The sequence below is a fragment of the Aromatoleum sp. genome, assembly GCF_036675785.1.
GTDB lineage: Bacteria > Pseudomonadota > Gammaproteobacteria > Burkholderiales > Rhodocyclaceae > Aromatoleum.
This window is the reverse complement of the sequence record NZ_JAKFEF010000022.1, coordinates 142,957-164,714: the sequence shown is the minus strand read 5'-3', so window position 1 is coordinate 164,714 and position 21,758 is coordinate 142,957. Positions and strand designations below refer to the sequence as shown.

Annotated in this window: 16 protein-coding genes; 6 read left to right on the top strand and 10 right to left on the bottom strand. The window is 64.3% G+C overall.

What is annotated here, in order from left to right; translation table 11 throughout:
* The first annotated feature begins 143 nt into the window (after positions 1 to 143).
* The 4 genes from V6M37_RS05740 (at position 144) to V6M37_RS05725 (ending at position 4,979) form a co-directional block, all read left to right on the top strand.
* Positions 144 to 551: an OmpA family protein gene (locus tag V6M37_RS05740; protein ID WP_332671566.1), complete on the top strand. Its 408-nt coding sequence runs from the start codon at positions 144 to 146 to the stop codon at positions 549 to 551.
* A gap of 82 nt (positions 552 to 633) precedes the next feature.
* Complete coding sequence (metG, locus tag V6M37_RS05735) at positions 634 to 2,802, top strand: methionine--tRNA ligase (protein ID WP_332671565.1); 2,169 nt, start codon at positions 634 to 636, stop codon at positions 2,800 to 2,802.
* 132 nt (positions 2,803 to 2,934) lie between these two features.
* On the top strand, positions 2,935 to 4,623 hold the full coding sequence (locus V6M37_RS05730) for a SulP family inorganic anion transporter (protein WP_332671564.1): 1,689 nt from the start codon (positions 2,935 to 2,937) through the stop codon (positions 4,621 to 4,623).
* A gap of 53 nt (positions 4,624 to 4,676) precedes the next feature.
* Positions 4,677 to 4,979 (top strand): acylphosphatase, encoded by a 303-nt coding sequence (locus V6M37_RS05725; protein ID WP_332671563.1) that lies wholly within the window; start codon positions 4,677 to 4,679, stop codon positions 4,977 to 4,979.
* Positions 4,980 to 5,132: 153 nt separating this feature from the next.
* On the opposite strand, the gene V6M37_RS05720 is transcribed toward V6M37_RS05725, so the two are convergent.
* From V6M37_RS05720 to V6M37_RS05700, 5 genes are all read right to left on the bottom strand, one after another.
* Positions 5,133 to 7,151: an MtrB/PioB family decaheme-associated outer membrane protein gene (locus V6M37_RS05720; RefSeq protein WP_332671562.1), complete on the bottom strand. Its 2,019-nt coding sequence runs from the start codon at positions 7,149 to 7,151 to the stop codon at positions 5,133 to 5,135.
* 15 nt (positions 7,152 to 7,166) lie between these two features.
* On the bottom strand, positions 7,167 to 8,183 hold the full coding sequence (locus V6M37_RS05715) for a DmsE family decaheme c-type cytochrome (RefSeq protein WP_332671561.1): 1,017 nt from the start codon (positions 8,181 to 8,183) through the stop codon (positions 7,167 to 7,169).
* 76 nt (positions 8,184 to 8,259) lie between these two features.
* Complete coding sequence (locus V6M37_RS05710; RefSeq protein ID WP_332671560.1) at positions 8,260 to 8,832, bottom strand: NapC/NirT family cytochrome c; 573 nt, start codon at positions 8,830 to 8,832, stop codon at positions 8,260 to 8,262.
* A gap of 39 nt (positions 8,833 to 8,871) precedes the next feature.
* The gene (locus V6M37_RS05705; RefSeq protein WP_332671559.1) at positions 8,872 to 9,201 is read right to left on the bottom strand and encodes a c-type cytochrome; all 330 of its coding nucleotides are present in this window, start codon (positions 9,199 to 9,201) and stop codon (positions 8,872 to 8,874) included.
* Positions 9,202 to 9,375: 174 nt separating this feature from the next.
* The gene (locus V6M37_RS05700) at positions 9,376 to 11,004 is read right to left on the bottom strand and encodes a methyl-accepting chemotaxis protein (RefSeq protein ID WP_332671558.1); all 1,629 of its coding nucleotides are present in this window, start codon (positions 11,002 to 11,004) and stop codon (positions 9,376 to 9,378) included.
* Positions 11,005 to 11,272: 268 nt separating this feature from the next.
* Between V6M37_RS05700 and V6M37_RS05695 the strand changes: the two genes are divergently transcribed.
* Entirely contained in the window at positions 11,273 to 11,872 is a 600-nt protein-coding gene (locus tag V6M37_RS05695) for a peroxiredoxin (RefSeq protein ID WP_332671557.1), read from the top strand.
* 152 nt (positions 11,873 to 12,024) lie between these two features.
* Here the strand turns inward: V6M37_RS05695 and dnaE are convergent, their stop codons facing one another.
* From dnaE to V6M37_RS05670, 5 genes are all read right to left on the bottom strand, one after another.
* Positions 12,025 to 15,519, bottom strand: coding sequence for a DNA polymerase III subunit alpha (gene dnaE / locus V6M37_RS05690; RefSeq protein WP_332671556.1), 3,495 nt, complete (start codon positions 15,517 to 15,519; stop codon positions 12,025 to 12,027).
* A 44-nt stretch (positions 15,520 to 15,563) separates the two neighbouring features.
* On the bottom strand, positions 15,564 to 15,932 hold the full coding sequence (locus V6M37_RS05685; RefSeq protein WP_332671555.1) for a hypothetical protein: 369 nt from the start codon (positions 15,930 to 15,932) through the stop codon (positions 15,564 to 15,566).
* Positions 15,933 to 15,959: 27 nt separating this feature from the next.
* Complete coding sequence (locus V6M37_RS05680) at positions 15,960 to 16,934, bottom strand: quinone oxidoreductase family protein (protein WP_332671554.1); 975 nt, start codon at positions 16,932 to 16,934, stop codon at positions 15,960 to 15,962.
* A gap of 76 nt (positions 16,935 to 17,010) precedes the next feature.
* Complete coding sequence (locus V6M37_RS05675; protein ID WP_332671553.1) at positions 17,011 to 18,147, bottom strand: phospholipase A; 1,137 nt, start codon at positions 18,145 to 18,147, stop codon at positions 17,011 to 17,013.
* Between the two features lie 101 nt (positions 18,148 to 18,248).
* Entirely contained in the window at positions 18,249 to 20,549 is a 2,301-nt protein-coding gene (locus V6M37_RS05670; RefSeq protein WP_332671552.1) for an NADP-dependent malic enzyme, read from the bottom strand.
* 366 nt (positions 20,550 to 20,915) lie between these two features.
* Between V6M37_RS05670 and V6M37_RS05665 the strand changes: the two genes are divergently transcribed.
* The gene (locus tag V6M37_RS05665; RefSeq protein WP_332671551.1) at positions 20,916 to 21,695 is read left to right on the top strand and encodes a ParA family protein; all 780 of its coding nucleotides are present in this window, start codon (positions 20,916 to 20,918) and stop codon (positions 21,693 to 21,695) included.
* The last annotated feature ends 63 nt before the right edge of the window (positions 21,696 to 21,758 follow it).

The window sequence follows — 21,758 nt, the reverse complement described above, 5'->3', positions numbered from 1 at the left end:
CCGCGTTCGCGCTCTTGTCCGCGTGCGCGACCGCACCCCACGTCACTGAATCCGACGTCTCCGCGCCACCGGGACGAGAGGCTCCGCCCGCCCCCCGGAAAGCGGGCCCGACCACCGAATGGACGGCCGAACGCGCACGCATCGTGAAAGGCTTGAGCGGGTTGGGCGACATCGCGCTGGAAGTGCGTGACGACGGCGCGTTGCAACTCCTGCTGCCGGGGGCGGATGCATTCTCGCGCGGAGGAGAGGAGCCGAAGGCATCGCTCCGAGACACGCTCGACCGGATCGCAGCAGTGCTCGCGCCGATGACGGCGACCGATATCCAGATCTTCGGCCACACGGACAGCATGGCGAGCGAATTGCACAATCTTCAGCTGTCGATCCGGCGGGCCGAGAAGGTCGCCGAGCATCTGCGCATGCATGGAGTCGCGCTCTCGCGACTGCGCGCCGACGGCAAAGGCGAGTCCGAACCGATCGCCGACAACCGGACCGAGGAGGGACGTGCGAAGAACCGCCGGGTCGAGATCGTCGTCCGCCCGCTTCTCCGTTAGACCGCCCCCTTCGAGCGGAGCCCCCGGCTTGCGGCGCGCCGCCCTTTGTTACACTCCTCTTTTTTGATCGTCGCCGCTCACCATGCCCCGCAAAATCCTGGTCACGAACGCCCTGCCCTACGCCAACGGCGACATCCACCTCGGTCATCTCGTCGGATATATCCAGGGCGACGTCTGGGTTCGCTACCAGCGCATGCGCGGCAACACGGTCCATTACGTTTGCGCGGACGACACGCACGGCACGCCGATCATGCTCCGCGCGGAGAAGGAAGGCATCACGCCGGAAGCGCTGATCGCGCGCGTCCACGGCGAGCACTTGCGCGACTTCACCGACTTCGGCGTCGCGTTCGACAACTATCACAGCACGCACAGCGACGAGAACCGCGCGTATGCCGAGGACGTCTATGCGAAGCTCAGGGCTGCGGAGCTGATCGACACGCGGGCGATCGAGCAGTTCTACGATCCGGTGAAGGAGATGTTCCTGCCGGACCGCTTCATCAAGGGCGAATGTCCGAAATGCGGGGCGGCCGACCAGTACGGCGATAACTGCGAAGTGTGCGGCGCCGCGTACGCTCCGACCGATCTCAAGAACCCTTACTCCGCGGTGTCCGGCGCGAAGCCGGTGCTGAAGACGTCGGAACATTTCTTCTTCCGGCTTTCCGACCCGCGCGCCGTCGCGTTCCTGCGCGACTGGACGGGGGGCACGAATGCCGCGGGCGGGCGGCGTCTGCAGGCCGAGGCCGCAAACAAGATGAAGGAATGGCTCGGCGACGCGACGACGGATGAGAACACGCTCTCGGACTGGGACATCTCGCGCGACGCGCCCTACTTCGGCTTCGAGATTCCCGGCGCGCCCGGCAAATACTTCTACGTCTGGCTCGACGCGCCGATCGGCTACCTCGCAAGCTTCCGCAACCTCGCGGCGCGTCGCGACGACATCGCCGTCGAGGACTTCACCGACGGGCATCGCGCCGCAGCGGCCGCCACCGAGATGGTCCATTTCATCGGCAAGGACATCCTGTATTTCCACGCCCTGTTCTGGCCGGCGATGCTGCAGTTCGCCGGCTACCGCACGCCGTCGCAGCTGTGCGTCAACGGGTTCTTGACCGTCGACGGTTCCAAGATGAGCAAGAGCCGCGGCACGTTCATCACCGCGCGCTCGTACGTCACGCAGGGCCTTAATCCCGAGTGGCTGCGCTATTACTTCGCGACCAAATCGAACGGGACGATGGAAGACGTCGACTTGAACCTCGACGACATGATCGCAAAGGTCAATTCGGACCTCGTCGGCAAATACGTGAACATCGCGAGCCGCTGCGCGGGATTCATCGCGAAGCGCTTCGACGGCAAGCTCGGCGCGAGCGACGCGGCCGCCACCGGCGATTTCGAAGCCGCGTTCCGGTCGGGGACGATCGCCGAGGCGTACGAAGAGCGCGACTACGGCCGGGCGTTGCGCGAGATCATGCGGCTTGCCGATCTCGCGAACCAGTACGTCAATGATCACAAGCCGTGGGAACTCGCAAAGCTCGACGGTCAGGACGCACGGTTGCATGTCGTCTGCAGCACCGCTCTGACACTGTTCCGCGACCTGACACGCTACCTGAAGCCCGTGCTACCGGCCTTGGCAGCGAAAGTCGAAAATTTCCTTTCGATCGAGCAACTCGACTGGCAGGACACCTGGCAGCCGCTGTCTGCCGGGCATGCGATCAATGCCTACGCCCATTTGATGACGCGCGTCGAGCGCAAGCAGATCGACGCGCTGCTCGAGGCGAACCGCGAGTCTCTGGCCCCCGCCACCGCCTCCAACACGAAGACGTCCACGAAGGCCGCCGAGCATTCCCAGCAGCGCCACGCCGAAAAGCAGCAGAACTCGGCGCAGGGGGCGGAAACCGCAATGACGCACATCTCGATTGACGATTTCGCGAAAGTGGATCTGCGCATCGCCCGCATCGTCAACGCGGAACACGTCGAAGGTGCGGACAAGCTGATCCGGCTGCAGCTCGACATCGGCGAGACCGAAAACGGCCAGATAAAGCCGCGCCAGGTATTCGCGGGTATCAAGTCGGCCTACGACCCCGCGGCACTCGTGGGGCGCCTCACCGTCATGGTCGCGAACCTCGCGCCGCGCAAGATGAAGTTCGGTCTCAGCGAAGGCATGGTGCTCGCAGCCTCCGACCCGGATGCCAAGACCGGCGGGCTTTACATCCTGTCGCCCGACAGCGGCGCGGTCGCCGGCATGCGCGTCAAGTAGAGGTCCGCACACGCGACATGCCTCTGACTCCCTCGAAACGCTGGATGGTGCGGCAGCGCACGGCGCCCGGACTGCTGGTTTTCACCGGCACCCGGCGCGCTAAGCAGCGAAACGAGGAATTCAGGAGGCTTCATGATCAGGTTTCGACCAAAACTTTTTGACACCCTGCCCGGCTACGGCCGGGCCGCATTCACGCAGGATTTTTCGGCCGGCATCACGGTGGGCGTCCTCGCCCTGCCACTCGCGATGGCCTTCGCGATCGCCAGCGGCATGAGCCCGACCGCCGGTATCTGGACGGCGATCGTCGCCGGCTTCCTGATCGCCGCGCTCGGCGGCTCGCATGTGCAGATCGGAGGCCCGACCGGCGCGTTCATCCCGATCGTGTATGCGATCGTCGTCGATTACGGCGTCCAAAATCTGCTGATCGCGACGATGATGTCCGGCGTGATGCTGCTCGCGATGGGCGCTTTCCGCCTCGGCAGCATGATCCGCTTCATTCCGGTGTCGGTCGTCATCGGCTTCACCAACGGCATCGCGGTCGTCATCTTCATCTCGCAGATCAAGGACTTCCTCGGCCTGTCGATCGACAGTGTGCCCGGAGAGTTCTTCGGCAAGATGGAAGTGCTGTTCGGTGCCGTCGGCACGATGAACGTCCCCACGGTCGCGGTCGCCGTCGCATCGCTCGCAGTGCTGCTGTCGTGGAACCGCGTCGCTGCCCGAGTGGCGTGGATGCGCCGACTTCCCGGCCCCCTCGCGGTGCTGATCATCGCGACGGCGGTCAACGCGCTGTTCCAGATGCCGGTCGACACGATCGGCAGCCGCTTCGGCGGCATCCCGCAGGAACTCCCGTCAATCGGCCTGCCGGACCTTTCCCTGGGGACGCTCGGGAAGCTGATCGCACCCGCGGTGACGATCGCGCTGCTCGGCGCGATCGAGTCGCTGCTGTCCGCCCGCGTCGCCGATACCCTCATCGACAACCGGCACGACCCCAACCAGGAACTGATGGCGCAGGGCATCGCAAACATCGCCGCGCCGCTGTTTGGGGGCTTCGCGGCGACGGGCGCGATTGCCCGCACCGCGACGAACATCCGCACCGGCGGCCGCACTCCGGTCGCCGGCGTGGTCCACTCCCTCGTACTCCTCGCGGTCGTGCTCGCGCTCGCGCCGCTCGCGAGCCATATTCCCCTCGCGACGCTGTCGGCGATCGTCGTCATCGTGTCGGTCAACATGGGCGAGTGGCACGCCTTCAGCTGGAAGGAACTCAAGCGCTACTCGGCGCAATATCGGCTGATCCTGCTTGGCACCTTCTTCGTCACGGTCGTCTTCGACCTGACGCTCGCGGTGGAACTCGGGATGGCGCTCGCGAGTCTGTTTTTCATCTACCGGATGTCGGATCTCACGCGCATCGAGCGCATCCCGCTGGAGGATCACTACGGCGTCGAAGCTCTTTCGCGGCCCGACGGCACCCCCAGGATTCTCGCGTACGGCGTCTTCGGCAGCCTGTTCTTCGGCGCTGCAAACAAGCTCGAGGACCTGATGCTGATGCAGGATGGTCATCCCGATGTTGTCATTCTGGACCTGGAAAAGGTGATCAATATCGACACGACCGGACTCGACGCGCTGCAGACCCTGCACCGGACGCTCCAGAAGCGCGGCGCCGACCTCATTCTGTGCGATCTGAACGCCCAGCCGGCATCAATCGTCGTCCGTTCCGGCTTCCGCGACACCCTCGGCGAAGGACGGGTCGTCGCGAACCTCACCGAAGCGTTGCTGCGCGCGCAGAGAATGCGCGGGCATGAACCGGAGTTGTCGTATGTGTGACGCCGCCGTAGTCCGTCGTCCGGCCGCGAGGGAATGGTACGTGGAGATTTTCCATGCATGAAGACCACGACGAGTCCGAGGCGACCGCGCTTCGACTTGCGGTGTATGGACGGGTCCAAGGCGTGAGCTATCGCGCGGGCGCCCGGAGGGAGGCATTGCGCCTCGGGCTGAAAGGATGGGTGCGCAACCGACACGACGGTTCGGTCGAAGCGCTAGTGAGCGGACCGCGCTCGCGGGTCGACGCGTTCGTCGACTGGGCGCGCAACGGGCCTCCAGGCGCTCGGGTCGACCGACTGGAAGTGGCTTGCGCCGAGTTCGAAGAGATGGAGTCGTTTTTGGTGCGCCCGACCGCCTGAGGCGAGAAGCTTTCGGCACGAGAGACGCGAGGGAAACAAAGCGGCTCGGGGACGCAACGGACGAAAGCTCAGCGTGTTCAGCCGGCCCATGAAAGAAACGGCCCGCCTGTCCGAAAACAGGCGGGCCGTTTGCCATCCCTCACGCCGTGCCGATCAACGCCAGGCGTAGCGCATCGAAACACCGACGAAGGTGGCTTTCTGGCTGTCGTCCTGACTGAGCCTCGTGCCGTCCGAGTACACGTAGTTCGTCCACAGCCAGTCGTTGGTGTTCCAACGGTCATGCACGGCGTCGAACCGCAACGACAGGTCCTGCCTCATCTCGTATTCCGCGAAGAGCTTCAGCGTGCGCAGCGTGTACTTGACGTCAGGTAGGGACGTCAACGGCGTTGCCGTTCCGGTCAGGCCGTAGGAGCTGCGGTCGTGCGAGTATTGGAAATCGCCGCCGACCTTCCAGCTTGAGCCGAGGCTGCCCCGAAATCCCAAGCCGAAAGCCTGCGACAGCAAGCGCAGGTTTGCGGCCCAGTCCTGTAGGGGAATGCCCGTTCCGCTGCCACGCGTGGAATTGACCACCCGCGAGTAATCCCGGGAAACCCACGCAAGCCCTTGCCATTCGTCCGTAATGGCGTACGACGCGTCGAGCGACCAGAACTGAGCCTTACCCTTGTCCAGGCCGTACGTATCCCTGTCATAGCTGTCATCTGAGAAATCGGCCATCAACTGGACCGACAGCGGATCGACAGGCACCCAATCGAGCTTGAGCCGCACCTTATCGCGCTCCCGGTCGGCCAGGTGTAACGGCACTGCGGTAGTTCCCGGCACTGCAGGAACGGACATCACGTCGAGGCTCGATCCGTCGCGGTCGCTATGAATGTACGCGACCGACCCGTTCACCGTTTCCGACAAGGATCTGCGCAGTTCGATGCGGTAGGACGTCTCGTCGGTTTCCTCGCGGAAGGTTACCTGCCTAAGAGGATTCACCGTGCGCCGGCGCGCGTCGTAATCCACCCCGCCCGTCAGACGAAAATCGGCGGGCAACAAGTAGCTTGCTTCGACCTTGCCGAGATGGGAACGCATCGACGGTCTCTCGTTGAAACCATTCCGGGTCGTCGTCTGGGTGAAATACATCCGTTCATGCGTCTCATCGTCGCGGTCTTCGTACTTGAAATTCGCAAGAAGAGACAGCTTTGGCATCGGACGGGCGGTGACACCGGCCTGTACCAGCGTCGTCTCGACCCGACCGCCGAGATCTGTGCGCCCCACTGCAGGCAGCGCCGGATTGACGAAAGAATCGTTTTGCGTAGCGACGCCGCGTGCGACCTTGAAGTTGCCCCGCGTTGTCGGACTGAAGCTATAACCACCGGTCAGATAGAACTGATGCGCCTCATTGTCCGGTGGCAACGCGATCAGACCCAGAGACGTCGGCGGGATGAGGTTTCCGTTAAACGATTGCAAGGCCGAGTTTTCGTTGTTGAAGAACGAACCGTAGTACCCGCCGGAAAGCTGCAGATTTTTGCCCGTATAACCGAGGATCACGTCAACCTGCTTCATCGTGTGGTCGATCGGCTCGGCGAGGAACGCCTGCGAAATAGTTCGATCCCCGAACAGCCGGCGGCCTTCCTTGGTTTCGTTCTTGAAGCGAACTTGGACGTCCAACCCATTGCCAAGCATCTTTTGGCCTGCGAGCGTCACGCCTTCGCGCTCGGTCTTGAGGCGCTTATCGAAGCCGGTACCCGGCGCGATGGTCCTCACGGTTTGCACCTCGTGACCGAGCCCCTGAAGACCGGTATTCACCTCGTACTGCGAAAAGCGCGGAATCTGGTTGTACTCGAGCGAGTAACGCCAGTCGCCTTGCCGCTCGTGCTCGACACGCAGCTCACGGGACTGCAAGCCGAGATTACGGCCGCTCAGGCGGTACCAGGTCCCCGTCGGGTCGTCGCGGCGCACGTAATCCACACTCCCGATCCCATACAGGCCCATGTCCTTCAGGCCCGTGTATTGCCCAAACCGGGCGGCATCGTCCGTGAGATACCCGATGCCCAGGGTGACCGAGCTTTCGGGACGGATGAGGCGAGTGATCTCGTCGTCTTCGGCGTATGCAGAGCCGAAAGCAGCCGCGAACGAGGCCGCGAGCGCGGTGAGACTGGCGACTCGGACAGTCTTAAGTTGGCTCATGATTGTCCTCTCTCTTTACCGGAAAAAGACCCGGCCGTCATTCGTCGGATTGTTCGTGCCATGGATGTTCGTATGGCAATTCACGCATCCGCGGCCCATCGTCACTCCCCCCCCGGACGTTCCGTTTCCGGCGGTGAGCGCCGGAATCGCGCCGCGGTGACTCGTCGGCTCGTGACACTGCTGGCATAGGAACGGAGGACGCTGCTTCAACAGGTTGTCATTAACGGTGCCATGCGGATTGTGGCAAATCGTGCAGTCTTCGGTGACCGGCTGATGGTTGCGCACGAACGGCCCGCGCTTTTCCATGTGGCAGGTGTAGCAGGTCTCGACGACGCTATCCCGGACCATCATCTTCTCGCCGGCGCTGCCGTGCGGGTTGTGGCAGTCGGAGCAAACGACCTTGCCTTCCTTGATCGGGTGGTGGGACGGGCGATTGACCTGCGCGCGCTGCTCTTTGTGACACGCGAAGCACACTTCCGGCTGGGTCTGCTTGTCGCGGACCCGGTCGTGCTGTGTATGAACTTGATGGCAGGACGTGCAGGCCACATCACGCGCTGCATGGAGATTGGTCTGCCAATGGATGCGCTTGCCGCCCTCATGGCAGTTGAGGCATGCCTGGTTGCGCTCTTCAACCGGAGTAGACGTACCCTTGCCGGCGCGGCCGAAGTAGCGGTCCACCAGGTCGTCAGGCGGTGCGGACGTGATCTGACCCGCGAAAGTAAGGTCAGGCTTCGGACGTGCGGTTTCGCCGGCTTCGCGGATGTTTTCGATGTGGCGTTTGCTGTCGCCGTGGCAACTCGTACAGGTCGGAGTGCGCTCGTCGGCGACGGTGCCGTGCTTCGTCTTGCCGATGGCCAGCACCGGGTAGGCCTCGGTCTCATCATGGCAGCGGGTACACACTTTGTCCCCGGTCAGCGCGAGGTCCTTCCGTTCCTCGTCGTCCGCGCCCCAGGCGTTCGCTCCGCCGAGCAAGGCGACGCCCAGCAGCGCGGCCGGCAACCAGCGCCGGACGCTTTTCAAATCGACTTTCATCTTGTTTTCCCCTTCTGCTTGATGCGGTTACAGCCCATTACCCCGACAGCTCTTGCGGGCTCGCCGGAATCCTTCATCACTCCGCACTGAAATCGATTTCCTGCGGCCCGGGCCCCTCGGGCTCTTTGTGCGCAATGCCGAAATGGCATTCGATGCAGGTCAGGTTTTCGCGCTTTGCGCGCTCGTGTCGGGTTTGTGCTCGCTCGGATTGCAGTTCCGAGCTCATGGCACTTTCGCTATGGCAGTTCCGGCATTCGCGGGAGTCGGTGCGCTTCATCGTCGCCCATACGCTTTTTGCCAGTTCGTAGCGGTGCGCTTCGAATTTTTCGGGCGTGTCGATCTTGCCCGTCAGCTTTGCCCATAGCTCGCCGGTCGCCTCCACTTTGCGGATGAGCAACGGGCCGGTGTCGCGCGGAACGTGGCAGTCGGGACAGGTCGCCCTGACGCCCGACGCATTCCGGTCGTGGGGGGTGTCCTTGTATTCGACATAAACGTTGTCACGCATTTCGTGACATCCGATGCAGAACGCTTCGGTGTTGGTCCACTTCAGCCCGGCGAACGCGCCGCCCCCGATCACGAGGGCGACGACGCCGGCGCTCGCCAGCAGGAACCAGGGTGACCGGCGGCTCAACCATCGAGTAATTGTCATGCTGTCCTCCCTGGCCCTTATCGGCTTTCAATCCGTTTCTTAAAGCGAAAGAATCCACTGCACGACGTTCTTCACCTGCGCCGGATCGTCGGACTTCAGGGTCTCGTGATCTTCTTCCTTGCCATCGACCTTGACCTTGCTCGGCACGGTCACGTGCTTGATCAGCTTTTCCTCGGCGTCGGCCTGGCCTTTGTATTCGGCCGCGATTTCCCTGTAAGAGGGACCGTCCTTCTTCTTGTCGATCGCATGACAGGTGAGGCACTTGCTCTTGCGAACGAGCGCTTCGGCGGCTTTGGCGTCGACGGCGGACGCCGGCAAGCTGACGGTAGCAGAGGCGATCGCCAACGCAATCAACGACAGATATTTCATGATGACTCCTTGGGTTCGGCGCGGAGGATAAGGACGATTCCGCAATCAGAGTGAGGGCATTTATACGCCCGGAAAACCCTTACAACAACAACGGGAATTACGGATGTTGCAAAAAATGTACACGTTAGAAACGGCGCCTTGACGGACGACAAGGCCCCCGACAAGCTGATGAAGTTAGACGCGGAAGCGCCGGATTTCGTCGCGCAGTTCCGATGCCAGGCGCTCGAGGCTTTGCGTCGCGGTCGCCACGTCGTCGATCGACGTGCTCGTCTGCTGTGCAAGCCCGGCGATCATCTCGACGCTGCTCGCGGCGAGGTTGCTCGCCTGCATCTGCTCCTCGGTCGCTGTCGCGATGCTGTTCATGCCGTCCGCGACGCCGCTCGCCGTCGTCATGTTGCTCTGTAGGGCAGCGGAGACGCGCAGCATCGACTCCCGGATCAGTTGCAGCGCCTCCGAGCCCTGCACGATCGCCGCGCGGACGTTTTCGGATCCGCCGTTCAGGTTGCGCGTGACGTCGTCAATGTCGCTGGCCGAGCGGGTCGACTTCTCCGCGAGTTTGCGCACTTCGTCGGCGACGACGGCAAAGCCGCGGCCGTGCTCGCCGGCGCGGGCAGCTTCGATCGCAGCGTTCAGCGCGAGCAGATTCGTCTGGTCGGCGATCTCCTTGACCCGCGCGGTGAGACTAGAGATCGAATCCGTATGGTGGATGAACTCGCCGACCGTGTCGGTCATCTTGCTCACGGCCGTTTCGACGTCACTCAGGCGTCCGGTCAGCTCGGACACGTCCGAATTGCCCTGTTCCGCGCGCGAGAGGCTGGTACGTGCGAGTTCGAGGACTTCGCCGCTCGCCTGCGCGACCGATACGATGCTCGCCGCCATCTCCTCGACCGCGGAAGCGGCCGAAGCGGATTTCTCGGACTGCTCGCCCGCTCCGGTCCGAATCTGCCCGGTCCCGGCCTGCAGATCGGTCGCCGCGCTCGACACCTGATCGGCCGACGCGGAAATGTTGCGCATCACGCCCTGAAGCTTTTCCATCATGCGGTTGAAGTAAGTGGCGGCCTGCCCGACCTCGTCCTGTCCATTGACAGGCAGTCTTTGCGTGAGGTCGCCTTCGCCATCGGCAATGTCGCGCAGTCGGTGCGCCATCGCGCCGAGCGGGCCGGCGACGAAGCGCTGCAGGAACCAGAAGACGCAGAGCAGCACGACGCCGAGCGCGACCGCCGCGCCCCCGATCAGCTTCGTGCGGGCCGAGCTCACTGCGGCGGCCGTGCGGTCGAGCGAGACTTCCATCGTCACCGCACCCAGCACCGTGCCTGCCGGGAACTCGTCGTGGCATTCCATGCAGTTCTTGCCGAGGTAGTTTTCCCGGTTGATCGCCGGAAACACCGCCTTCAGGACCTTACCGTGCATCGGATCGTCGCGCACCTCGAAGAGCGGCTTGGCGCTCTCGATGACGGCTTTCTCGTCGGGACCGACCCGCATCTCGTCCTCGTCCCCATCCCCGAACTGGTGTACCACCGGTTGTGCGCGGACGACGCGCAGGTCGGTCATACCCGACGACTGCTTCACCTGATCGAGATAGATCGCGCGGCGCTTGATCGTCTTCGTCGTCTTCATGAACACGAGCGCGGCCATCGTCATCTGGTTGACGCTCTCGGCGAAATCGTGCGACTGCTCGATCGCCATGCGCTCCTGTTCAGCCGACACCCACACGACGAGTGTCGTACCGACGGCGATCAGCAGGCTTCCGATCGCGAGGATGAGGCGCACCCAGATGGGCGAGTTCTTGAGTCGTTCGATCATGACGATTTCCTGTTTTCGCGGGACACGGGGACGGACGCACGCCCCGGCAGATACCTGTTTGGCTGTAAGTAACGGTAACTGGAAAGGAACATTTAACAAATGTCGAATTCAATGGAAAACGACCCGTATTTCACGAAATACCAGGGAGGACAAAAGGGGCAGCGATAGGCAGCGGCTATCAACACACCATTGCAATTCCAATTTGACTGCCCCGGAGCGCTGGGTGAAGATGCCGCTGCACTAATTCCACCGGACAAGGAGAGATGACATGGCAGTTCTCGTAGGCAAGCAGGCCCCGGATTTCACCGCCACCGCGGTCCTCGGCAACAACGAAATCAAGGAAATCACCTTCTCCGAATTTACCCGGGGCAAGTACGCGGTCGTGTTTTTCTACCCGCTCGACTTCACCTTCGTTTGCCCGTCCGAACTGATCGCGTTCGACCACCGGCTCGAGGAGTTCAAGAAGCGCGGCGTGGAAGTGCTGAGCGTTTCGATCGACAGCCAGTTCACCCACCTCGCATGGAAGAACACGCCGGTCAATAACGGCGGCATCGGCCAGGTGCAGTATGCGATGGTCGCTGACGTGAAGCACGAGATCTGCCGCGCGTACGACGTCGAATCCGCGGGCGGCGTCGCCTTCCGCGGGTCGTTCCTGATCGACAAGTCGGGCGTCGTGCGGCACCAGGTCGTCAACGACCTGCCGCTGGGACGCAACGTCGACGAGATGCTGCGGATGGTCGACGCGCTGCAGTTCACCGAAGAGCACGGTGAGGTCTGCCCCGCTGGCTGGAACAAGGGCAAGGCCGGCATGAAGGCCGACCCGAGTGGCGTCGCGAGCTACCTGTCGCAGCACGCCGAAGAGCTCTGATCGGACTTTGCCGCATCAGAGAAGCCGCGGCCTCGCAAGAGCCGCGGCTTTTTTTGATTCCGGATCCCTGGCAGAGCGGGCTCGCTTGCTTACCGGTTGCCGGCTTGCCTCGTCTGCTGCTTTGAAGCGGGCGGCTCTCGCACGGACAGCGGCTAGTTCGGGTAAAGCACTTCGACCGCGTCGGCCGGCAGCCACTCGCGCAGACCGTCGAGCAGCGCGTCGTCGATCCGCACCCGCCAGCCTTCACCGAACGGCAGATCCGCCTCGGCCTGCTCGTTGCGATAGCGCACGCGGACCGGGCAACCTCCATCGCGGAACGGCGTCAGCAGGGCCTGCAGACGATCGGCGGCGGCCGCTGCGCCGCCCGTCGCTTTCACTTCTCCGTTCACGGTCAGTTGCAGCGCACGAGCGAAGCGGGAACGCGCTTCGCCCAGCGTCATCAGTTTGTCCGCGACGATGCGCAAGCCGCCGGTGAAGTCGTCGTTGCTGACCTTGCCTTCGACAACCAGGACTTCGTCGGTCACTATCTTCGCGCGCTGGCCGTCAAAGAGTTCCGAAAACACCGAGACTTCACGAACCTGACTGCCATCGTCGAGCACGACGAACGCCATCTTTCCGCGTGCGGTCATCTTCGTGCGCACGTCCATGACGACACCGGCAAGCAACGACAGGTCGCGCGACGGCTCGAGGTCCGTAAGCGGGCGCCGGACGAAGCGCCGGACTTCCTTGCGGAAGCTGTTGAACGGATGCCCCGACAGGAAGAAGCCGATCGCGAGCTTCTCTTCCTTCAGCCGTTCGCGCTCGGTCCATGGACGGGCGTTCACGTACTCGGGCGGCGCGCCTGCGGCTTCGGGAATCAGATCGAACAGCCCGCCCTGCATCGCGTTCGCGGCCGCCTGTTCGGCGGCTTCCATCGCGAGACTCACCGTCGCGAGCAGGCGGGCGCGGTCGGCGGTGCCGCTCGGCTCGATCAGGTCGAACGCGCCCGAGCGGATCAGTGCCTCGATGACGCGCCGGTTCACCATGCGGCGGTCGACGCGCGCGCAAAAGTCGAAGAGATCCTTGAAGGCGCCCCCGACCTCCCGCGCGCCAAGGATCGACCGCACCGCCGGCTCGCCGACTCCCTTCACCGCGCCGAGGCCGTAGCGGATCGTCTTGCGGTCGGTCGGCACGAAGCGGAAGTCCGACGCATTGACGTCGGGCGGCAGGATCGTCAGCCCGTTCGCGATCGAGTCCTCGAAGAAGATCTTGATCGTGTCCGTGTTGTCGAGGTCGGCCGACATCGTCGCGGCCATGAAGGCCGCGCAGTGGTGCGCCTTCAGCCACGCGGTGTGGTACGTGACGACCGCGTACGCGGCGGTGTGCGACTTGTTGAAGCCGTATTCCGCGAACTTCGTCATCAGGTCGAAGAGCTGCTCGGCGAGCGCGGGATCGTAGCCCTTCTGCTTCGCGCCGGCCGCAATCGTCTCGCGGTGCTTCGCCATCTCGTCGGCTTTCTTCTTGCCCATCGCGCGGCGCAGCATGTCCGCGCCGCCGAGCGTGTAGCCGCCGATGATCTGCGAGATCTGCATCACCTGCTCCTGATACACGATCACGCCGTAGGTCGGCTCGAGGCAGGGCTTCAGATCCGGATGGAAGTAGTCGATCTCCTGCTGACCTTTCTTGCGCAGGATGAAGTCGTCGACCATCCCCGAGCCGAGCGGCCCCGGCCGGTACAGCGCGAGCACCGCGATGATGTCCTCGAAGCGGTCGGGGGCGAGCTTCTTCAGGAGCTTCTTCATCCCGTCCGATTCGACCTGGAAGATCGCGGTCGTATTCGCGTCCTTCAGGATCTTGTACGCGGCCGGGTCGGTGAAAGGGAGCGCTGCGAGGTTCGGCTTCTCGCCGGTCAGTCGCTCGACGTAGTCGACGGCGAGCTCGATGATCGTCAGGTTCCTCAGGCCGAGGAAGTCGAACTTCACGAGGCCGACCGCTTCTACGTCGTCCTTGTCGAACTGCGACACCGGCGTCGCGTCGTCGCCGTCGGCGATGTAGAGCGGGCAGAAATCGGTGAGCTTGCCCGGCGCGATCAGCACGCCGCCGGCGTGCATGCCGACGTTGCGGGAAAGCCCTTCGAGCGGCTCAGCGAGGCTCCACAGTTCCTGCACCGACTCGCCGTCGTTGCCGTCCTTCATCATCTCGCCGACCTGGGGCTCCATCTCGTACGCCTTCGCGAGCGAGACCGGCTTCGCGCCCTCGATCGGGATCAGCTTCGACAGGCGGTCGCACAGCCCGTACGGCAGATCGAGCACGCGGCCGACGTCGCGCACGACGGCCTTCGACGCCATCGTGCCGAAGGTCGCGATCTGGCTGACGGCGTCCTTGCCATAGCGCTCGCGCACGTATTCGATGACGCGGTAGCGGTTGTCCTGGCAGAAGTCGATGTCGAAGTCGGGCATCGACACGCGCTCGGGGTTCAGGAAACGCTCGAACAGCAGCGCGTACGCGAGCGGGTCGAGGTCGGTGATGCGCAAGGAATACGCGACGAGCGAGCCCGCGCCCGAGCCCCGTCCGGGGCCGACGGGGACGCCGTTATGCTTCGCCCAGTTGATGAAGTCCGCGACGATCAGGAAGTAGCCCGGAAAGCCCATCTGGATGATCGTGTCGGTCTCGAACTTGAGCCGCGCCTCGTAGGTCGGGCGCTGGCGCTCGCGCTCGGTATCAATGGGGTAAAGCTCCGCGAGGCGCACTTCGAGGCCGGCCTTAGCTTCCGCGACGAGGAAGTCGTCGAGCGTCATCCCTTCCGGCGTCGGGAACTGCGGCAGGAAGTTCTTGCCGAGCTGCACGGACAGCGAGCAGCGGCGCGCGATCTCGACGGTGTTTTCGAGCGCCTCGGGCAGATCCGCGAAGAGTTCGCACATCTCGTCCTGGCTCTTGAGGTACTGCTCCTCGGTGAAATCGCGCGGCCGGCGCTTGTCAGCGAGGACGTAACCCTGCGCGATGCACACGCGCGCCTCGTGCGCCTTGAAGTCCTCGCGCTTCAGAAACTGCACCGGGTGCGTCGCGACGACCGGCAGGCCGAGGCGGCCCGCGAGTTGCACCGCCTGGCGGATATAGGTCTCGGTGCCCGGGTGCCCGGCGCGCTGCAGCTCGATGTAGAACGCATCCCGGAACAGCGCCGACCACTCGGCCGCGAGGCGCTCGGCCAGTTCGACATTGCCGTTTGCAAGCGCCAGGCCGACGTCGCCCATCGTCGCGCCGGACAGGCACAGCAGATCGGAGGCCGCGCCGTCGGCGAACCAGTGCTGGCGCATCTCGGCACGGCCGCGGAACTTGTTGTCGAGATAGGCGCGCGTCAGCAGTTCGCACAACTGTCCGTAGCCTTTGCGGTTCTTGCAGATCAGCAGGACGCGGAACGGCTTGTCGCGGTCGGCGTCGTTCGTGATCCACGCGTCGACGCCGAGGACCGGCTTGATCCCCTTGCCGCGCGCGCCCTTGTAGAACTTGACCATCCCGAAGAGGTTCGCGAGGTCGGAAATGCCGAGCGCCGGCATATTGTCCGCGGCCGCGCTTGCGATTGCAGCGTCGATCTGGACGATGCCGTCCGAGATCGAGTATTCGGAGTGCAGCCGGAGATGGATGAAGCGCGGAGCGTATGGGGCGGTCATGGGGACGGATTTTACCCGATGCCCCCGCCTTCCCACGCCGCGGATCAGCGACCACCGGCCGCTTCGCGCGCCTGTGCCAGCGCCTGCTTGCGCATCCGGTCCGCCTCGAGGATCTCCGCCTGCTGCTCGGCCGACAACGGGGTGCCGAGTTCGACTTCGAGCGCCGCGATCAGCCGCATCGCCGTCGACGTGATGCGGTGTTCGTCGGGCATCGCCTTGCGCACTTGCCGCGGCGTCGTCCCGGTGATCCGCGCGACTTCCGCGACGAAGTGATCCTCGATGCGACGGCTGGCGGCGGCGACGAATGCGGTTTCGGCGGGGTTCATCGCCGCGCGGCCGGCCGGCTGCCCCATCACCGGGGGAACCGGCTGCAGGGTCAACACGAGCAGCGACAGCAGGATCGTGCGCTTCAAGCTGCGTGCCTCCATCTCATCGCGGCATCACGGCAACAAGACCGTCGAGCCGGTCGTGCGCCGCGCTTCGAGGTCGCGGTGCGCCTGCATCGCGTCCTTCAGCAGATAGCGCTGGTTGACCTCGATCCGGACCTTGCCGAAACCGACGACTTCGAAAAGTTCGTTCGCCATCGTCACGAGGTCTTCCCGCTTCGCCGTGTACGCGGCGATTCCGGGACGCGTGACGTACAGCGAGCCCATCGTGTTCAGCAGGCTCAGATCGAACGGCGGCACCGGCCCGGACGCCGCGCCGAACAGCACCATCATGCCGAGCGGTCGCAGGCAGCGCAGCGAATCCATGAAAGTGTCCTTGCCGATCGAGTCGTATACGACCGGAAGGCCGGCGCCACCCGTGATTTCCCTGACGCGCTCGGCGAAGTTCTCGCGCGTATAGACGATCGTATGATCGCAGCCGTGGCCGTGCGCGATGCGGGCCTTTTCGTCCGAGCCGACGGTCCCGATGACCGTCGCGCCGAGCGCCTTCGCCCACTGGCACGCCATCAGGCCGACGCCGCCCGCGGCCGCGTGGATCAGGACGGTGTCGCCCGGCTCGACGCGGTACGTCCGGCGCAGCAGGTACTGAGCGGTAAGCCCCTGCAGCATCATCGCCGCACCCTGCTCGAACGAAATCGCGTCGGGCAGCTTCACGAGGCGGTGAGCGGGAATGTTGCGCACCTCGGAATACGCGCCCAGCGGTCCGCCGCCATACGCGACGCGGTCGCCGGGCGAGAAATCGGCGACACCCTCGCCGACCGCTTCGACGACGCCTGCCCCTTCGACACCGATCCCGGACGGCAGCGGCACCGGGTAGAGGCCGCTGCGGTGATAGGTGTCGATGTAATTCAGGCCGACCGCGTGGTGGCGCAGGCGCACTTCACCGGCCGCGGGCGGGGGCACGACGACGTCCTCCCACTGAAGCACCTCGGGCCCGCCGGTCTGATGGAAGCGAATCGCCTTGGGCATGAACGTCTCCTACTGTCGGAAATTCGGATGGCCGGACACCATCCCGCCGGCATCGCCGGAGATCCTCGCAGGCTGGTCAGCGCTGGATCGAGAAGCCGATTCTAAACTGGGTGTCCTGAGACTTGTTGTAGTCGAGCAGCGTTTCACCGACGCCGTCGAAAACCTGCAGGTGCAGATAGATCGCCGTTTCGGACAGGACGCGCTGCGTCAAGGGATATGACAGGTCGAGCTGCGTGCTGCCCTCTCCGGCGGCGGCGCGGCGCAGCCGGAGCCGCGCGAGCCATCCGTCGTCGCGCCCGAAGCGCAGTCCGAGCTCCCCATAGCCGCGGTAACGGTAGATGTCGGGATTCTCGTCGCGGTCGAGATACGTCCACACCTTCGGAGTCACCCCGACATAGGATCCGTTTCCGAGGCCGAAGCGCCAGTCGACCGTCGCGAACAGGGTGTCGATGCTGCGCGACGATTCCCCGTCGCGGCCGTTCGATTCGTGCTCGTAGCCGGCGCGTGCGCCGACGCCGCGCCGACTCGACGGATCGGACGCAAAGCGCCATTCGTAGAAGAACGACGGTCGATAGCTCGTGTCACGGAACGGCTTCGAGTCGGACCCGAGGTCCCACAACGAAGTCTGGGTGTAGCCGAAATGCAGCCCGCCGAGCGCGGGCAGCGACTCGACGATGGCGCTTTCCGGGTCGAAGATGCGGTACTTGAAGCTCAGTTGAAAACGCGCGGTGTCGTCGTCCACGCCGACGAGGAAGTACATCGGCTCATTGACGGTCAGCGCCGGCTCGGGCGCAACAGCGGTCCCGGCGGCAATTTCGGCGGGCGGCACGGGGACAGCCTCCTCGCCGGGCGCGCCCGGGGCGTCCTGCGCGAGAAGCACCAGCCGGGACGAAGCGCGGTCCGCAAGCCGCAGCACGACCGGTCCGGTGACCCCGGCCGGCCAATTTCCGACGTAGTCACGGCGGAATGCAGCGCCCGCCGTTTGCCGACTCGGCGCCAGGTCGAGACTCAGCAGCCGTTCACCGGTCTCGACGACCAGTTTCAGGCGATCGGGCAGCGGCTCGTCCGCAGCGTCGGCGTCGCGCACGAGCGAAATCCTGAAGGGTTGTCCGGCCGCAACCCGGGTCGCGAACGAAGACAGCAGCCAGTCCGCGTGAGCCGGCAGCGCGAGCGACGAGAGGGCGGCCAGCAGCGAAATTCGGAATGCGCGCATCGGGGCGCTCCGTCTACGGGGGAGACCCGGCTAACGCCGGAATAGCCATTCGAATCGACACGCGTCCGCCGCCCCCCGCGAGGTCGGCGGACGCGTGGGCCTTACGCCTTCGTCGTTTGCAGGCGCTGCTCGCAGGCGTCCACGACCGCCACCGCGGTGATATTGACGAGGCGGCGCACCGTCGCCGACGGCGTCAGGATGTGCACCGGCAGCTTCGCGCCGAGCAGCATTGGTCCGATCGAGACGCCGTCGCCGTTGGCCATCTTCATCAGGTTGAACGAGATGTTCGCCGCGTCGAGGTTCGGCATCACCATCAGGTTCGCTTCGCCGACGAGCGACGACTCCGGGTTCACCTTCGCACGAATCGCGGGCGAAATGGCCGAGTCGCCGTGCATCTCGCCGTCGCACTCGAGGTCGGGCGACGTGCGGCGCAGGATCGCGGCGGCTTCGCGCATCTTGCGCGCTGACGCTGAGCGCGAGCTGCCGAAGTTCGAATGCGACAGCAGCGCGGCGCGCGGCTCGAGGCCGAAGCGACGCAGCTCGTCGGCCGCCATCCGCGCGATTTCGGCGACTTCTTCAGCGTTCGGGTTCTCGTTCAGGTACGGGTCGGTGATCGCGAGCGTGCGCTTGGGCAGCAGCAGCAGGCTCATCGTCGCGAAGAGCTTCGCGCCCGGTTTCAGGCCGATGACGTTCTCGACCTGGCTGAAGTGGTAGTCATACGTGCCGAACGTGCCGCACACCAGCGCATCGGCGTCGCCGCGGCGCAGCACCATGCAGCCGATCAGCGTCGTGTCGCGCCGCATCTTCGCTTTCGCGATGTCGGGCGTGACGCCGTCGCGGCACATCATGCGGTGGTATTCCTGCCACAGCTCGCGGTAACGCGGATCGGACTCGGGATTGATGATGTCGAAATCGCGGCCCGGCACGAGGTTCAGGCCGATCTTCTGGATCCGCATCTCGATGACGTTCGGACGGCCGATCAGGATCGGACGCGCGAGTTCCTCGTCGATGACGACCCGGGCCGCGTGCAGCACACGCTCGTCCTCGCCTTCGGCGTACAGCACGCGCTTCAGTTCCGCCGGCACGCGCTTCGCGGCCGAGAACACCGGCTTCATCACGATGCCGGACGTGTAGACGAAATCGGACAGGCTCGCCGCGTAGGCTTGGAGGTCGGCGATCGGCGTCGTCGCGACGCCGGACTCCATCGCTGCCTTTGCGACCGCCGGCGCGATCTTGACGATCAGGCGCGGGTCGAATGGGCTCGGGATGATGTAGTCGGGGCCGAAGCGCAGGTCCTCGCGATCGTAGGCCGCGGCGACGATGTCGCTCTGCTCGGCCTGCGCGAGGTCGGCGATCGCCTTCACGCACGCGAGCTTCATCTCCTCGGTGATCTTCGTCGCGCCGGCGTCGAGCGCGCCGCGGAAGATGAACGGGAAGCACAGGACGTTATTGACCTGGTTCGGGTAATCCGAACGGCCGGTCGCAATGATGCAGTCCGGGCGCGCTTCCTTCGCGACTTCCGGCAGGATCTCGGGATTCGGGTTGGCGAGCGCGAAGATCAGCGGCTTGTCGGCCATCCGCTTGACCATTTCGGGTTTCAGCACGCCGGCGGTCGACAGGCCGAGGAACACGTCGGCGCCTTCGATGACGTCGCCGAGCGTCTTCGCGTCGGTGCGCTGCGCGTAGCGCGCCTTGTTCGGCTCCATGTTCTCGTCGCGACCGAGGCTGATGACGCCCTTCGAGTCGCAGACGAAAACGTTCTCGCGCTTGAGGCCGAGACCCACCATCAGGTCGAGGCACGCGATCGCCGCGGCGCCCGCGCCTGAGCAGACGAGCTTGACCTGGCCGATGTCCTTGCCGACGATCTTCAGCCCGTTGATCAGGCCCGCCGACGAGATGATCGCGGTGCCGTGCTGGTCGTCGTGGAAGACCGGGATGTTCATCCGCTCGCGCAGCTTCTGCTCGATGTAGAAGCACTCCGGCGCCTTGATGTCTTCCAGGTTGACGCCGCCGAGCGTCGGCTCGAGCGACGCGATGATCTCGATCAGCTTGTCCGGATCCTTCTCGGACAATTCGATGTCGAAGACGTCAATGTTCGCGAACTTTTTGAACAGGCAGCCCTTGCCTTCCATGACCGGCTTCGCGGCAAGCGGACCGATGTTGCCGAGCCCGAGCACCGCGGTGCCGTTGGTGACGACGGCGACGAGATTGCCGCGCGAAGTGAGTTCGCGCGCCTCGTTCGGGTCCGCGACGATGGCGTCGCACGCGGCGGCCACACCGGGCGAATACGCGAGCGCGAGGTCGCGCTGGTTCGTGAGGCCCTTCGTGGGAACGACGGAAATCTTGCCGCGCGTCGGCGAACGGTGATAGTCGAGTGCTGCGGCGATGAAATCCTGATCCATGTTCTCCCTCTCGGTTTGGATGAGTTGTTCTGTCTGGACGTGCGGCTACCGGAAAATACGCCCCCACCCGCGCTTCGCCAATTGCGTAAATCCGCAGTCGCAAAGTTCCCTTTGCGTCCGGGTGACGGCCACTGCGCCGAGCGTAACCGATCAATCGGGATTTACATGACGAATGCCTGAAAGCGCCCGCGGTGGCCGAATTCGGCGAGCGGCAAGTTTAGCGCAGCGCTTGCCGCCGTGGGCAGGGATTGATAGGGGTTTACCACCATGCCACGGGTCGGCGCGCCGGGAAAAGCGCGACCTATAACCCCTAACCGGTATGGTTTTTTGGCACAATCCCGCAGCAGTCACGAAAGGAAGGCGAAAATGCGGCGCGTGGTGTTCAATCAGAAGGGCGGAGTCGGCAAATCGACCATTACCTGCAATCTCGCTGCGATCAGTGCGCAGCAAGGCAGGCGGACTCTCGTCGTCGACCTCGATCCGCAAGGCAACTCGACGCAATACCTCCTCGGTTGCGGCGGCGAGACGCTCGACGCGACCCTCGCGGACTTTTTCGACCAGACGCTGAACTTCAAGCTGAATCCGAAGCGAACCGAGCAGTTCATCGTCGCCAGCCCGTTCGAGGGACTCGATGTGCTGCCGTCGCATCCCGCTCTCGAAGACCTGCAAGGCAAGCTCGAGTCGCGCTACAAGATCTACAAGCTGCGGGATGCGCTCGACGAACTGTCGCGGCATTACGACGTCGTGTACATCGACACGCCCCCGGCGCTCAACTTCTTCACCCGCTCGGCGCTGATCGCCGCCAACGGCTGCCTGATCCCGTTCGACTGCGACGAATTTTCCCGCCGCGCACTGTATTCGTTGCTCGAGAGCGTCCAGGAAATCCGCGCGGACCACAACCACGACCTGACCGTTGAAGGCATCGTCGTCAACCAGTTCCAGGCACGCGCAGGACTGCCGCAGAAAGTCGTGCAGGAACTGATCAATGAAGGCCTGCCGGTCCTGACGCCGTACCTGTCGGCATCGGTGAAGATCAAGGAATCGCACGAACAGTCGCGGCCGATGATCCACCTCGACCCGAAGCACAAGCTCGCGCAGGAGTTCGTCGCGCTGCACGACACGCTGGCGCGCAAGTACGGCGCCTGACGCTCGTCCCCGACACCCCGGGTCCCGCGCCACGGCCGTTGTCAGCCGCCACCCTCGTTGCCC